This is a genomic window from Exiguobacterium sp. s150 (assembly GCF_018618435.1).
Classification (GTDB): Bacteria; Bacillota; Bacilli; order Exiguobacteriales; family Exiguobacteriaceae; genus Exiguobacterium; species Exiguobacterium alkaliphilum.
The window spans coordinates 65,592-78,957 of the sequence record NZ_JACSMC010000002.1; the positions used below are offsets into that span (position 1 = coordinate 65,592).

The window sequence follows — 13,366 nt, forward strand, 5'->3', positions numbered from 1 at the left end:
CTTTTTCTTACACCGGTCAGGCTAGACAATCCCGTATGCTCATCTTATCAACCACTACTCACACGAAAAGGAGAGATTTTTGATGAAGATGAGACGATACGGATTGGTGCTCGCGTTGCCTTTGGCACTACTTGTCGGATGCGGAGAAGCCGACGAACTGAAGACGACGGCGACCGATACGGAGGAAGTCGTGGCAGCTGAAACGGAACAACAGACGGCTGAACCAAAAGAAGAGGTGGACGTGCAAGAGAGCGAGCTCGGCTCAAACCAGATCTACATGAAGAATAAGGCGCTCGACGTCAACGAGACGATCGGTTCGATTCAGTTCGCCATCGATAAAGTCCAGACGTCACGACTCACGGTCGAGGAGTCATACCGTGAACTATTCGATGGGAAAGAGGCGGTGACGGTCGTCGCGATGAACGTCATCGTCGAGAACACGATTGACGACACGGTCAGCTTCCACCCGAACCAGGCGACGCTCGTGACGAACACGGGCGAACAGGTGACGGCCGACCTCTGGCACTCCGACGACGTCGGTGGCGAGTTCCTCGGGAAAGTGAAGAAGGAAGGGAACGTGCTGTTCTTCGTCGAGGCGATGCCCGAGGAGTTGACAGAAGTCCGCTTCATCGTCGACGGGCCGTTCGACGCGAACTATGAGCAAATCGCCGAAGGCCGCTACGAATATAAAATCGACGTCACAAAATAAGAGTGAGGCGCATCCGTTAAAAGATGCGCCTATTTGATTGAAGACTTTAAAAATCATCCATATTTAGTAATCAAACGTGAATTCAATACGGGAAATCGGGAATAAGTTCTATATAACTTGGAAAAGTCTTGTGATATAGGAGGGGATTGGATTGAAAGTGCACCATATAGTACTCATGTTTCCACTTATCCTTTTGGTCGGTTGCGGTGAAACCGAACCTTCTAATCAATCGACGGTTCCTGCCAATCAGACCGAGGTACCGACAGAAGAGGCTGAAAGTGCCACGGAAGAGAAAGCCGATGTAATAGAAGAGGATGAATTTGAAGTAGAGGAAGATGAGGTCGGACGCAGTCAAATCTATATGAAGAATCGAGAACTCGGTATTAGAGAGACAATGGGGTCGATTGTTTTTGAAATTGATAAGGTACAGACGGTCCGTTTAGAAGTGAGACCTGACTATCGCTTTTTATTTGATGATAAAGAGGAAGTGACCATCGTATCGTTCAACGTCATCGTTGAGAACACGACTGATGAGACAGTTACTTTCTATCCCGACCAAGCAAGACTCGTGACGAATACAGGCGAGCAGGTGGACGCAGATTTATTCATATCTGAAGATGTCGGTGGAGAATTTTTAGGGAAAGTGAAGAAAGAGGGCGGCGTATTGTTCTACGTCGACTCCATGCCTGAAGAATTGACAGAAGTGCGATTTATCGTGGAAGGACCTTATGATGAGCAGTTCCGGCAGATTGCCGAAGACCGCTACGAGTATAAAATCGACGTCACAAAATAAGGAGAGTGCATCCGCACGGATGCATTCCCCTTATCGTTGGTGCGGCAACGGAATCGTCAACACGTTCCAGTTCTCCCCGGCGAATACTTTTGCGAGAAAGACGATTTGCCCGACGTGATAGCTGTAGTGTGACACTTGCTTCTCGATCGCCCAGATGACGCTCTTCTCCTCACCACGAATGAAGACCGTCTTGCCGAGGTCTTCTGGTGTGAGGCTCGCGAGCACGTCGTCCAACAGCTCCCAGCGCGCGTCCCACGTCGCCATAAGTTCTTCACGAGACAGCTGCTGGTCCTCAAACTCGGCGTCGCGGTTGCGGTCCGGCTTCTCGCCGTCTGTCGTCAAGAAGTCGGTCCATCTAGATTTCATATTATTCGAGATGTGCTGCACGATGACGGCGAGCGAGAGGGTGTCTTTTGCAAGCACACGATGCAGGTCCTCGTCGTTCACTTGGTTCAACGCGTCCTCGGCGAGCTGTTTCTGTTCCTGAAAAATCGAACGTACCGTTTCAATATAGCGGGCTTCAAACATAAAATGACCTCCTTTGGATTCCTAATAAGCATACCCCAATCTCAATCGCATAAAAAATAATAGTAAAATAGCAAATTCCAACTTATAATAGAAATGAACCGTGCAAGACGCCACCGCGCGATCGGTTCTTGGGTGCCTCGTTTAGGTTTTGACGTGAGTCATGTCGCGTCTATCTCCTTTCGGTTTAGGGGTTCACCCGTAAAGAGAACCGACCGCGTTTGTCTGTGAGTGGATGAGCGCGGTTTTTTGTATGCGAAAAGGGAGAGCTGCGGCTCTCCCTTTAGGCGTGTTCCAATCGAAAATCTTCCCAATGGTCCCGGGCTTGGTTCCGAATCCGCTCCGACACTTCTTTGCTGCCGAGAAGGATCCCGTACCAGCGCCGTGCTTCTTCATAAAATCCGAGCGCGGCTGAAAGGTCCGCGATCCGCAGCATGAGCTGGTCGTACGGGAGGCCGGTCCGGACTTGATCGGTGTAGCCTTCCTGCACCTCGTTATACTTGTCGAGCGTCCGCTTCATCCATTCACGTTCCGCCTTCGCGTTCCCCGTCAACCGATACATCCAGACGAGGCGCATGCCGAGCATGGCGACGACGGACGGTTTCTGCCCGCTCAATTGGGCCGTCATGACTGCGAACTTATACAGCGTGATGACGTGCTCCGGCGTCCGGTCACCGGCCAAGACGTCGGCGTTCACGCGCGGGAAGTATTCGGTCTCGAGCGCCTCGCGGTTGTTCTTCCGCACCTTGTCGAACGAGTCGTGGAAGACGAGGTGGCAGTGGCCGCAGACGGCCGGTTCATACAAGTACGGGTTCTCGCCGTCATACGTCGTATAGCCGTCCTTCGCGACTTCTTGCGGGCGGATGTGGCGCGACAAGACGCGCGGCGTCGTGCTCTCTTTCAAACAGTACGGGCATTTCACTTTCTTTGAAAACAGATGTTCAGCCATAGGTCACCTCACACGTACACGTTGACGAGCAACCCGCGAATCTCACCGACCTGGTCAAGCAGCGACAGGCGGGACGCCTCGCCCGAGATGACCTGGTCCGTCAACGCGAGCAGCTTCTGGTCGACTTGTTCGACGATCTTATAAATCTTGGCCCGGCCGCGGCGGTTGAAGCCGCGCTTGTCCTCGAGACGGAGTGCCGCGTCAACGGCGTCTTTCATAAAGTCTTTAATCAGTTGTTTATATTCAGCGAGCGACTCGACCGTCTGACTCTCGGCGAGGAGCTCGCCTTGTTCGTGGATGGCCGCGATTTGGCGCTGGAAGCGCTCGTGCTCGCGGTCTTCTCGTTTCTGTCCGATGACGTTCGAGAATGAGACACCAGGCTCGACGTCCGGTTTCTTCGCCTTGCCGGCGCCGAGGAGCGACTGCGTCTCCATGATGCGACGAATGTCCATAAGGATCCGTCCTTCCTTAAGTTAGTTCAATAATTGTAACACGCCTTGCGGCAGGGCGTTCGACTGGGCGATCATCGCCATGCCGGACTGGTTCAAGATGTTCAGGCGGGCGAAGTCCATCATCTCGCGGGCCATGTCGGCGTCACGGATGCGCGACTCGGACGCCGTCAAGTTCTCTGAACCGATCGTGACGACGCTGACGTTCGCCTCGAGCCGGTTCTGGATGGCGCCGAGCTTCGAACGCTCGAGCGAGACGGCGTTGATGGCGGCGTCGAACTTGGCGATGGCGTCCCCGGCGTCGGATGCCGTCAACACGTTGAGTCCGTCGATGCCGAGCGCGCTCGCACGCATGTCGGCGACGTTCAAGATGACGGCTTCACCGCTTCCGGCCCCGACTTGGAAGAACAGCTCCTTCGCGCCTTGCGTGTACTCGCCGTTCATGATTTTCTTCGAGTTGAACTCGGTCGTCTCGGCGATGCGCGTCACTTCTTCCGTGAGGGCGGTGATCTCTTCTTGAATCGCTTTCGCGTCGTCGCCGCTGAGCGTCCCGTTCGACGCCTGTACCGACAACTCGCGCATCCGTTGGAGGAGGGCGTGCGTCTCGTTCATGCCGCCTTCGAGCGTCTGCGTGAGCGAGATGCCGTCGAGCGTGTTGCGCTCGGCCATCGACAACGAGTCGAGGCGCATGCGCATCTTCTCGGAGATAGCGAGCCCGGCCGCGTCATCGGACGCCTTGTTGATGCGGACGCCGCTTGAAAGCCGGTCCATCGTCTTCTTCATCGACGCCTGGTTGAGCGAGAGCGACGTGTACGCCTTCAGCGCCTGCACGTTATTGGTAATTTTCATAGCGGTTCCCTCCGATCGGTTGCGGTGCGAGTTTGGCGCGTTGCATCGCCTCGCCCCACGTCTTGTCGAGGTCGGTGGCGAGGGCGCGCAGCTCCTCGATCTTCGATAAGTCTTGTTCAATCAGCGCCTCGAGGCTCGACTTCGCCATATACAAGTAAATCTCATCGAGCTGGGCCGAGATGATGCCGCCGTTGTCGTGGAGGCCTTGGTGCAGTTTCGCGAGCAGCTCGCGCGCCTGCCGGAGATGGCGGTTGCGCTCGGCGATCGTCGCATCAAGCGCGAGGTCATAATGGTAGGTGAGGGCGTGGAGCATCGCTTGCGTCAGCTCTTCGGCGCTCATCTCGTATAGTTGATTCTGGTTCATCCTTGTTCTCCTTTAAGTGAGTCGAGTTCTTCAATCAACAACAGTACTTCAGCCATGACGTCATACAGCTCGGGCGGGATGGCGTCACCGAGGTCAAGGTCGAGCAGGTGGCCAAGGAGCGAGTGGTCATGCTCGATGGCGACGCCGCGCGCTCTCGCCTCATCTAAAATCTTGTCGGCGACGGCGCCCGTTCCGCGGGCGACGATGACCGGGGCCCGGTCCGTCGACTCGTCGTAGCGGACGACGGCGGCCGTCTTTCGTTTCGTCAAATCCATGCGTTGATACATGTCGGCCTCCTAAATCTTGAAGTCGTAGCCGCTCGTCGGCGTAGCGACCGGTTCGGCTTCGACTTTCTCGGTCTTCGTCAACGGTCTAAACTGCGTCGTGACGCTCTTATAGCCGATCGCCTCCAAAGTCGTCTCGATCTTTCCAAAGAGCGGACGGGCGAGCGTCTCGACGCGCTTGTCGTCGTGCTCGAGCGTCAGGCGCAGATTCCGGTCGATCGCCTCGAGCTTCACCGCAATCTCGCCGAGCCGCGGCGTCTCGAGCCGGATGTAGAGGACGCTGTTCTCCCAGTCGACGACGTCGCCGGCCTCCCGGTTCTGGATATGGACGTGGATGCCGGTGTCGATCTCTTGTACTTTCGCCGGCAAGGCGAGGAGCAGCTGGTGCAGCTGGCCGCCGTCGAGCCGGTTGAGCGTCTGTTGGACTTGGAAGAACGAGGCGAGGCGTGCGGCCTCCGGGTTCGCCGCATCCGCTTTGACAGAGAGACCAGACGCCTGGACGCGCTGCGCCGTCTCTTGGATGACGCGGCCCGACAGCTGTTGGTCGAGCTTGAACGGCGGGACTTTCGCGATCTCGCCGGCACGGGTCGCACCATGCGGGATATATTCGAGCCGGACGTGGTTCGGCACGTACCGGAAGTCATTCAACGCAGCGCGCACTTCTTTGATGAGGGCGGCGCTCTCGGCCGGTTTCGTCGAAAGCAGCCCGAGCGCGACATCGAGTTTCGCCGTCATCGAGACGAGCGCTTTCTCTTGCGTCGCGTCCGTATGTAACAAGGCGTCGGTCTTCTGGATGAGCTGCGTCAGCCGGGTCGATACCGTCTCGAGGGCGGGGCGGGCCGTGTGCGGACTCGTCTCGACGAGCGCGGCGACTTGGCCGAGCTGTTTCGTCACGGTCGCCTGTTCGTTCCGGAACGTGTTCGTCACGGTCGCGAGATGGTTCGTCACTTCCTTGACGACGACTTGTCGTCCGGACGGGAGCGTCACCGCATCAAATTGTGGGCGGTTCACCGGAACGTGAAGCGGCTCGACAGCTTTCTGTGGCGCCGGGACGTCGCGGATGATGCGGTCGACCGTCTCGGGCGTCGGCGTCATGCGTTCGCTCACGGGGCGGGACAAGTTGACGAGCTCGACGAAGCGTTCCTTCTGCGGGTACGGCGCGTCAGGGGCGGGCGGCTTGATTCGCTCTCTCGCCTCGGAGAGCGTCGACGCGGCGATCGCGTTCTGGACGTCGCGCGGGACGTCCGGGGTGTCGACCGTCTTCAATAGAAGGATCGCGTCGCGCAGGTCGCCTTTCATCGCCGTCTCGAGCAAGCGGACCGTGTCGGCGTTCATCGGCAGGCGCCCCGTCTGGAGCAGGCGGCTGACGGCGCTCCGCACTTCGGGCGGGAGCGCGGCGAGGAGTGTCTGAATCTTTGATTCGAGCTTCGCCGGCTGACTGGCCGGTTCCGCTTCTTCTTTTGCCGGGACGACCGTCGCGAGGAGCGTGCCGTCTTGGTCGGCGAGCGTCACGTGGAACGGGTTCGTCTTCGGCATGCCGTCCTTGAACGTGAGCTCGACTTCTTCGCCGTTGATTTTGACGATGGCCGTATCGGGGCCGGTCTGTTTGACGAGCTCGGCCTTATAGACCCGGTTCGTCTGGATGCCGGCGCTCGCTTGCACGAGGGCGAGCGGTTGGGCTTGGATTTGCATAGTTGTCACCTCGACCAATATATCGACCTCTTTTTAAAAAAGTGAAGCAAATTAGATAAGAAAAAACCTCCCGTCACATGACGGAAGGCAGGTCAAGATTCGAGCACAGGGCTCATGTTCAGTTGTTGGAACCGGGCGACGAGTTCTCCCGTCGCTTTGATTTGATTCTTCAAGACGTACGCGGTCGCGTTCGTCTGAATCCGGCGGCCGTCGGTCGTGACGATGATGCCGTTCGGGTTCCCTTCGACCGTGGCGATTTCACGGACGTGGGACCAGGCGTACCATTCGCAGTCCTCGCGCTTCGGCGATTTCGTCGGGAAGAAGACGAGACCGCTCGTCGGTTCGATGACGACGGGCACTTTCCCTTTGACGCCGGCGACGCGCTTGGCGATGAAGATCCGTTCCTCGATCGAGCTGTTATACTGGCGGCAAGAGAGCTGCAGCAACTGATACGGCCTGAGCGGGGTCGAGATGTCCGTGCCATCCTCGAGAATGATTTGCGACTGCTTCATCATGTCGAAGCAAGGCAAAATCGCCACGGTTCGTTTCGTGATGCGATATTTTTCGTCGGAATAGTAGGGGCGCATACGCTGCACCATCCTCCTCATATTGGATTTTCAGGATCGGCTAAATGTTAGCGGCACAAACCTAAATCATCTCTTCCATGATATATCACAAAAAATGTAAACTCAATATGACAATATGAAAAGTAGGGAAATATAATTCCAATGTAAGCCAAAAAGTAAATCGTTTGCAAAATATTGAGAAAGTGTTTGTCACGCCATCCATAAGGTGGTAAGATTACCGGTAGAGGGAAAGCCTCTGTATTCTTCAATGGTGAAAGGAATGGATTTACACATGGTAGGTAAAGTAAAATGGTTTAACTCAGAAAAAGGTTTTGGATTCATCGAAGTAGAAGGCGGCAAAGACGTGTTCGTACACTTCTCAGCAATCCAAACTGACGGCTACAAATCACTTGACGAAGGTCAAGAGGTAGAGTTTGAAATCGTTGATGGCGAGCGTGGCCCACAAGCGGCTAACGTTGTAAAATTATAATTTCAAACTGAGCCGGCTCTCGCGTAGAGCCGGCTTTTTTGTTTTTCTCACATAACGTCTGACTCGTCAATTTCGCGTTTAAAAATCTGTGGAACGGGTACAAACCTTTATACCAACCGATTCAGCGGCGAGACGGATCATTTGGAACAAAATTGTCATTATTTTCTGATGATAACGTTTTCAATGCAAACGAATTCGGGGTATACTAAATATGAGCCACCTGGTTCCACTTTCTTTTCAGAAATGAAGCAGGAGATTCCGTCACATGCGACGAATCATTGGGTCAAGCGGTTATTTTAAGGAGGAGTTCAGATGATTTATAACATTCGCGGCGAAAACATTGAAGTCACACCAGCCATCCAAGACTATGTCGAGAAGAAGCTGGAGAAGTTGACTCGGTATTTCACAACTCCTACGGATGCACAGACGGCTTACGTCAACTTGAAAGTGTACAATGAAAAGCAAAAAGTAGAAGTCACGATTCCGATGCCGAACTTGTTGCTTCGTGCTGAAGAGACGAACCTCGATATGTACGCGGCGATCGACCTTGTCGTCGACAAGTTGGAGCGTCAAATCCGTAAACACAAAACGAAACTCAACCGTAAAGGACGCGCCAAAGAAGGCGGGATCGGCGAGTACTTCAAAGCGCTCGAAGGCCCGGAGGACGTGGCAGTGTATGACGATGAAGAGTCAGAGCTCGAACTCGTGCGGACGAAGCGTTTCACGCTCAAGCCGATGGACACGGAAGAAGCGATCCTTCAGATGGATATGCTCGGCCACAGTTTCTTCGTCTTCTCAGACGCCGAGACGGGCAACACGAACGTCGTCTACCGTCGGAAAGACGGCAAATACGGCTTGATTGAACCAGAATAATCTTAACTCGACTATCACACGGCCTCCCTCGACGGGGGGCCGTTTCGTTTTGCCTTTCCTTGAAAGCGCGGGTCACTTCGGTTAAACTGTACATTAGGGAAAAAACATGCATTTTATAGGAATGCTGAGGAGATATGAGTATGGCGAACTTTTTGAAAGATTTATTTGCTCCACAGAAACGGATATTGAAAAAAGCAGAGAAAGCGGCCGACCTCGTCGAGTCGTTTGCTGAACCGATCAAAGCGTTGTCTGACGAACAGTTGCAGGCGAAGTCTGAAGAGTTCCGCGGCCGTCTCGCGAAGGGCGAGACGCTCGACGACATCCTCCCGGAAGCGTTCGCGGTCTGCCGCGAGGCGTCGGAGCGCGTGCTCGGCATGCGTCACTACCGCGTCCAGCTCATCGGGGGATACGTGCTCCATAACGGCGACATCTCCGAGATGAAGACCGGGGAAGGGAAAACGCTCGTCGCGACGCTCCCAGTTTACTTGAACGCGCTCAAGGGCCGCGGCGTCCACGTCGTCACGGTCAACGAATATTTGGCCCGTCGTGACAAAGAGTTGATGGAACCGCTCTACTTCGCGCTCGGCCTCTCGGTCGGCTTGAACGTCTCGAACATGGGACGCGAAGAGAAGCAGGCGGCATACAACTGCGACATCACGTACTCGACGAACAACGAGCTCGGGTTCGACTATTTGCGCGACAACATGGTCCTTTATAAAGAAGACCGCGTCCAGCGCGAACTTTACTTCACGATCGTCGATGAAGTCGACTCGATTCTCATCGATGAGGCGCGTACTCCGCTCATCATCTCGGGATCGGCCCAGAAGTCGACCGAGCTCTACACGCGCGCCGATGCGTTCGTCCGCACACTGAAAGTCGAGGACGACTACACGGTCGACGTGAAGACGAAATCGGTCCTCCTCACGGACAAAGGGGTCGACCTCGCCGAGAAGTTCTTCGGCATCGACAACTTGTTCGCGATTGACCACGTTTCGGTCAACCACCACGTCGGCCTCGCCCTCCGTGCGAACGCGGTCATGCACCACGACGTCGACTATATGATCCGTGACGGCCAAGTCATGATCATCGACCAGTTCACGGGCCGGGTCATGGACGGACGCCGCTACTCGGAAGGGTTGCACCAGGCGATCGAGGCGAAAGAAGGCGTCGAGATTCAACGCGAATCAATGACGCTCGCGACGATCACGTACCAGAACTACTTCCGCATGTATGAGAAGCTCGCCGGGATGACCGGTACGGCGAAGACGGAGGAAGAAGAGTTCCGGAACATCTACAACATGCAGGTCGTGACGATCCCGACGAACAAACCGATTCTCCGTCAGGATAGCTCCGACCTCATCTTCAAGTCGATGGAAGGCAAGTTCAAGGCGGTCGTCGAAGAAATCACGGCAGCGCACGCGACAGGCCAACCGGTGCTCGTCGGGACGGTCGCGGTCGAGACGTCTGAATACTTGAGCAAGCTCTTGTCGAAGAAAAAGATTAAGCATGAAGTGTTGAACGCGAAGAACCACGCCCGCGAGGCCGAAATCATCGAGAACGCCGGTCAAAAGGGCGCGGTCACGATCGCGACGAACATGGCCGGACGCGGAACCGACATCAAGCTCGGCGAAGGCGTCATCGATCTCGGTGGTTTGTATATCATCGGGACGGAACGTCACGAGTCACGCCGGATCGACAACCAGCTCCGTGGTCGTGCCGGTCGTCAAGGGGACCCGGGTAAATCCCAGTTCTACTTGTCGCTCGAAGACGAACTGATGCGCCGTTTCGGTACCGACAGCCTCCAGAGCATGATGGAGCGTCTCGGGATGGACGACACGCAACCGATCGAGAGCCGCATGGTCTCGAAAGCCGTCGAGTCGGCCCAAAAACGAGTCGAAGGGAACAACTACGACGCGCGGAAACAGCTCCTCGGTTACGATAACGTCATGGCCGACCAACGGAAGGTCATGTATAAGGACCGGGCCAGCATCCTCGAGAACGAGTCGGTGTCTGACATCGTCCGTTCGATGATGCAAGACACGGTCGAGGCCGGCGTGGCGCAGTATACGCCGCTCGAGCTCGTGCCGGAAGAATGGAACATCGACGAGCTCGCGCACTGGGCGAACCAGACGCTCGCGCTCGAGAATTCGGTCGAAGGGAAAGACTTCTTCGGCAAGGAACGCGAAGAGATCACCGAACTTCTTCTCGAGCGCACGAACGCGCAGTACGAGGCGAAACGTCAACTCGCGCCGCCAGAGCGGTTCAACGAGTTCGAGAAGATCATCGTCCTCCGTGCCGTCGACTCGCACTGGATGTCGCACATCGACCATATGGACCAGCTCCGCCAAGGGATTCACTTGCGCGCCTACGGTCAGAACGACCCGCTCCGCGAGTATCAGGCGGAAGGGATCAACATGTTCGACGCGATGAACGCGGCCATCTCGGAAGAAGTGACCGGATTCGTCCTTCGCGCCGAGGTCGGCGACAACCTCCGTCGTGAGAAAGTCGTCGAAGAAGAAGTGGCCGTCTCTGGCAAGGACGACGCCCCGGTGAAGAAGAAGCCGGTCCGTCGCACCGAAGACCAACGTCTTGGCCGCAACGACCCGTGCTGGTGCGGATCGGGCAAGAAGTTCAAGAACTGCCACGGTAAACAACAAGCTTGATTTTTTAAGAGGCGAGCCTGCTCGCCTCTTTCCTACGGAAAGGTGATACACACTATGGAAATTTCAGATATTCGGAACGAACTCGAGGCGATGGCCAAACGCCTCGACAACTATAAGGCTTCCCTCAACTTGACGGAGAAGCAGGCACGTATCGCCGAGCTCGAGAACGAGATGACGTACCCGGACTTCTGGGACAGCCAAGAGAAGGCGCAAAAAGTCATCGACGAATCGAACGGCTTGAAAGCGATGGTCGACAAATATCAGGCGCTCGCTGACGGACATGAGGACGGCGAAGTGACGCTCGAACTCATCAAGGAAGAGCCGGACGCCGAGATGCAACAAGAGCTCGCCGAGATGGTGACGGAGCTGAAAGGTCAATTCGACGAGTTTGAGCTCGAGATCCTCTTAAACGGGCCGTATGACGCGAACAACGCCATCCTCGAGCTTCACCCGGGGGCCGGCGGGACCGAGTCGCAAGACTGGGCGTCGATGCTGCTTCGCATGTATCAGCGCTTCGCCGACAAGCAGGGTTGGAAAGTCGAGACGGTCGACTACCTTCCGGGCGAGGAGGCCGGCGTCAAGTCGGTCACGCTCCGCATCGTCGGGCACAATGCGTACGGGTATTTGAAAGCGGAGAAAGGGATTCACCGGTTGGTGCGTATCTCGCCGTTCGACTCGTCAGGACGCCGTCATACGTCATTCGTCTCATGTGACATCATGCCGGAGTTCGATGACGACATCGAAGTCGACGTGAAGACCGAAGACCTCCGCATCGACACGTACCGCGCGTCAGGCGCCGGCGGTCAGCACATCAACACGACCGACTCGGCCGTCCGGATCACGCACGTGCCGACGGGTGTCGTCGTCTCGTGTCAGACCGAGCGCTCACAGATCAAGAACCGTGAGTCGGCGATGAAGATGCTCAAGGCGAAACTTTATCAACGCGAGCTCGACGAGCAGCAACGTAAGCTCGACGAGATTCGCGGCGAGAAGACGGACATCGGCTGGGGCAGCCAAATCCGTTCGTACGTCTTCCACCCGTACGCGATGGTCAAAGACCACCGGACGAGCTACGAAGTCGGGAACACGGGCGGCGTCATGGATGGGGACATCATGGGCTTCATCGACGCGTACCTCCGCAAGACAAATATGTGATGCATGTGGCTCAAAGACCGATGTCTTTGGGCCACGTTGTATGTAGAGGAGAAAACCTTTAATGAAGCAAATCGTCAAAGACTACATGTATTTACTGACCGGGTCCGTCTTCGTCGCCTCGGCGTTCAGCTTGTTTCTACTCCCGAACAACCTCGCCTCGGGCGGCGTCAGCGGGATCTCGATCATCACGTACGAGCTGTTCGGCATCTCGCCGGGGGCGTTCCAGCTCGTGGCGAACGTGCTCCTCCTCGTCATCGGCTGGATGATCCTCGGGCTCGGCTTCGGCGTCAAGTCGCTCGTCGGCTCGATCTTCTTGCCGGGCGTGATCTTGTTGTATGAGTTGATTGACGCCGGTGCCGCAGTGAACGATACGTTGCTCGCGGCCGTGTTCGGCGGGGCGGGCGTCGGGATTGGCCTCGGCCTCATCTTCCGGGGGCGCGCCTCGACGGGCGGGATGGACTTGATCGCGCAGATCCTACATAAGTTCACGCACATCCCGCTCTATCTGTGTATCGCCATCCTCGACGGGGCGGTCGTCCTCGTCGCGGCGGTGACGTTCTCGTTCACGACGGGACTGTATGCGCTCATCGCGCTCTTCATCACGATCAAGATGATCGACTTCGTCCAGCTCGGCTTCACGCAAGACAAGATGGCGTACGTCATCTCGGAGAAACGTGACGTCATCACGCGGGCCGTCTTCGACGAGCTCGACCGCGGGGCGACCGAGATTCAGGCGATTGGGGCCTACTCGCGACTCGACCGACCGATGCTCCTCGTCGTCGTCCGGCAGAATGAGGTGAGCCGGTTGAAGGAGATCATCCGTCGCATCGACCCCGACGCGTTCCTCGTCTTCAGCGAGGCGCACGAGGTAATGGGGCAAGGGTTCACGTCGGACAAACGCTACATCAACGTGCCGTAAGATGTGTAATCTTTGTGTACTTTTCATGAGATTAGGTTAGAAAGCGCTTCAGAACGGCTATAATGGTAATTGTAGGTTATTTCTAC

General features: G+C 56.1%; 15 protein-coding genes. 7 read left to right on the forward strand and 8 right to left on the reverse strand.

Annotated features, from left to right (window positions below):
* The first annotated feature begins 82 nt into the window (after positions 1-82).
* Positions 83-709, forward strand: coding sequence for a DUF4352 domain-containing protein (locus KNP76_RS01950; RefSeq protein ID WP_214842360.1), 627 nt, complete (start codon positions 83-85; stop codon positions 707-709).
* Positions 710-884: 175 nt separating this feature from the next.
* Positions 885-1,502, forward strand: a complete 618-nt coding sequence (locus KNP76_RS01955) for a DUF4352 domain-containing protein (protein ID WP_214842362.1) — start codon at positions 885-887, stop codon at positions 1,500-1,502.
* A gap of 30 nt (positions 1,503-1,532) precedes the next feature.
* Here KNP76_RS01955 and KNP76_RS01960 read toward each other — a convergent pair whose 3' ends face one another.
* From KNP76_RS01960 to KNP76_RS01995, 8 genes are all read right to left on the reverse strand, one after another.
* Complete coding sequence (locus tag KNP76_RS01960) at positions 1,533-2,030, reverse strand: DUF1572 family protein (RefSeq protein ID WP_214842364.1); 498 nt, start codon at positions 2,028-2,030, stop codon at positions 1,533-1,535.
* Positions 2,031-2,310: 280 nt separating this feature from the next.
* The gene (locus tag KNP76_RS01965; RefSeq protein ID WP_214842366.1) at positions 2,311-2,976 is read right to left on the reverse strand and encodes a DUF2225 domain-containing protein; all 666 of its coding nucleotides are present in this window, start codon (positions 2,974-2,976) and stop codon (positions 2,311-2,313) included.
* Positions 2,977-2,984: 8 nt separating this feature from the next.
* Positions 2,985-3,428 carry a YaaR family protein gene (locus tag KNP76_RS01970; protein ID WP_029334571.1) on the reverse strand — a complete coding sequence of 148 codons (444 nt, stop codon included), beginning with the start codon at positions 3,426-3,428 and terminating at the stop codon, positions 2,985-2,987.
* A gap of 21 nt (positions 3,429-3,449) precedes the next feature.
* Positions 3,450-4,274, reverse strand: a complete 825-nt coding sequence (locus tag KNP76_RS01975; protein WP_214842368.1) for a flagellin N-terminal helical domain-containing protein — start codon at positions 4,272-4,274, stop codon at positions 3,450-3,452.
* Positions 4,258-4,638, reverse strand: coding sequence for a flagellar protein FliS (locus KNP76_RS01980; RefSeq protein ID WP_214842370.1), 381 nt, complete (start codon positions 4,636-4,638; stop codon positions 4,258-4,260). Before KNP76_RS01980 ends, KNP76_RS01975 begins: the two co-directional genes overlap by 17 nt.
* A complete protein-coding gene (locus KNP76_RS01985; RefSeq protein ID WP_034815980.1) occupies positions 4,635-4,925 on the reverse strand; it encodes an EscU/YscU/HrcU family type III secretion system export apparatus switch protein in 291 nt (96 codons plus the stop codon). Before KNP76_RS01985 ends, KNP76_RS01980 begins: the two co-directional genes overlap by 4 nt.
* A 9-nt stretch (positions 4,926-4,934) precedes the next feature.
* A complete protein-coding gene (locus tag KNP76_RS01990) occupies positions 4,935-6,614 on the reverse strand; it encodes a hypothetical protein (protein ID WP_251137296.1) in 1,680 nt (559 codons plus the stop codon).
* A gap of 92 nt (positions 6,615-6,706) precedes the next feature.
* Positions 6,707-7,213, reverse strand: coding sequence for a competence protein ComK (locus KNP76_RS01995; RefSeq protein ID WP_245175480.1), 507 nt, complete (start codon positions 7,211-7,213; stop codon positions 6,707-6,709).
* A gap of 259 nt (positions 7,214-7,472) precedes the next feature.
* Here KNP76_RS01995 and cspD point away from each other — a divergent pair, with 259 nt between their 5' ends.
* The 5 genes from cspD to KNP76_RS02020 all read left to right on the forward strand — a co-directional run bounded on the left by cspD (position 7,473) and on the right by KNP76_RS02020 (position 13,280).
* Positions 7,473-7,670, forward strand: a complete 198-nt coding sequence (gene cspD, locus KNP76_RS02000) for a cold-shock protein CspD (protein ID WP_024370455.1) — start codon at positions 7,473-7,475, stop codon at positions 7,668-7,670.
* 312 nt (positions 7,671-7,982) lie between these two features.
* Entirely contained in the window at positions 7,983-8,543 is a 561-nt protein-coding gene (gene hpf / locus KNP76_RS02005; protein ID WP_034803921.1) for a ribosome hibernation-promoting factor, HPF/YfiA family, read from the forward strand.
* Positions 8,544-8,683: 140 nt separating this feature from the next.
* The gene (gene secA, locus KNP76_RS02010; RefSeq protein WP_214842374.1) at positions 8,684-11,206 is read left to right on the forward strand and encodes a preprotein translocase subunit SecA; all 2,523 of its coding nucleotides are present in this window, start codon (positions 8,684-8,686) and stop codon (positions 11,204-11,206) included.
* Positions 11,207-11,260: 54 nt separating this feature from the next.
* Positions 11,261-12,361, forward strand: a complete 1,101-nt coding sequence (prfB, locus tag KNP76_RS02015; protein WP_034803918.1) for a peptide chain release factor 2 — start codon at positions 11,261-11,263, stop codon at positions 12,359-12,361.
* A 61-nt stretch (positions 12,362-12,422) separates the two neighbouring features.
* Complete coding sequence (locus tag KNP76_RS02020; RefSeq protein ID WP_214842376.1) at positions 12,423-13,280, forward strand: YitT family protein; 858 nt, start codon at positions 12,423-12,425, stop codon at positions 13,278-13,280.
* Positions 13,281-13,366: the final 86 nt, after the last annotated feature.

Coding starts and splice junctions, on each gene's coding strand:
- KNP76_RS01950 (WP_214842360.1), top strand. CDS start 83: ATGAAGATGAGACGATACGGATTGGTGCTCGCGTTGCCTTTGGCACTA.
- KNP76_RS01955 (WP_214842362.1), top strand. CDS start 885: ATGTTTCCACTTATCCTTTTGGTCGGTTGCGGTGAAACCGAACCTTCT.
- KNP76_RS01960 (WP_214842364.1), bottom strand. CDS start 2,030: ATGTTTGAAGCCCGCTATATTGAAACGGTACGTTCGATTTTTCAGGAA.
- KNP76_RS01965 (WP_214842366.1), bottom strand. CDS start 2,976: ATGGCTGAACATCTGTTTTCAAAGAAAGTGAAATGCCCGTACTGTTTG.
- KNP76_RS01970 (WP_029334571.1), bottom strand. CDS start 3,428: ATGGACATTCGTCGCATCATGGAGACGCAGTCGCTCCTCGGCGCCGGC.
- KNP76_RS01975 (WP_214842368.1), bottom strand. CDS start 4,274: ATGAAAATTACCAATAACGTGCAGGCGCTGAAGGCGTACACGTCGCTC.
- KNP76_RS01980 (WP_214842370.1), bottom strand. CDS start 4,638: ATGAACCAGAATCAACTATACGAGATGAGCGCCGAAGAGCTGACGCAA.
- KNP76_RS01985 (WP_034815980.1), bottom strand. CDS start 4,925: ATGTATCAACGCATGGATTTGACGAAACGAAAGACGGCCGCCGTCGTC.
- KNP76_RS01990 (WP_251137296.1), bottom strand. CDS start 6,614: ATGCAAATCCAAGCCCAACCGCTCGCCCTCGTGCAAGCGAGCGCCGGC.
- KNP76_RS01995 (WP_245175480.1), bottom strand. CDS start 7,213: ATGGTGCAGCGTATGCGCCCCTACTATTCCGACGAAAAATATCGCATC.
- cspD (WP_024370455.1), top strand. CDS start 7,473: ATGGTAGGTAAAGTAAAATGGTTTAACTCAGAAAAAGGTTTTGGATTC.
- hpf (WP_034803921.1), top strand. CDS start 7,983: ATGATTTATAACATTCGCGGCGAAAACATTGAAGTCACACCAGCCATC.
- secA (WP_214842374.1), top strand. CDS start 8,684: ATGGCGAACTTTTTGAAAGATTTATTTGCTCCACAGAAACGGATATTG.
- prfB (WP_034803918.1), top strand. CDS start 11,261: ATGGAAATTTCAGATATTCGGAACGAACTCGAGGCGATGGCCAAACGC.
- KNP76_RS02020 (WP_214842376.1), top strand. CDS start 12,423: ATGAAGCAAATCGTCAAAGACTACATGTATTTACTGACCGGGTCCGTC.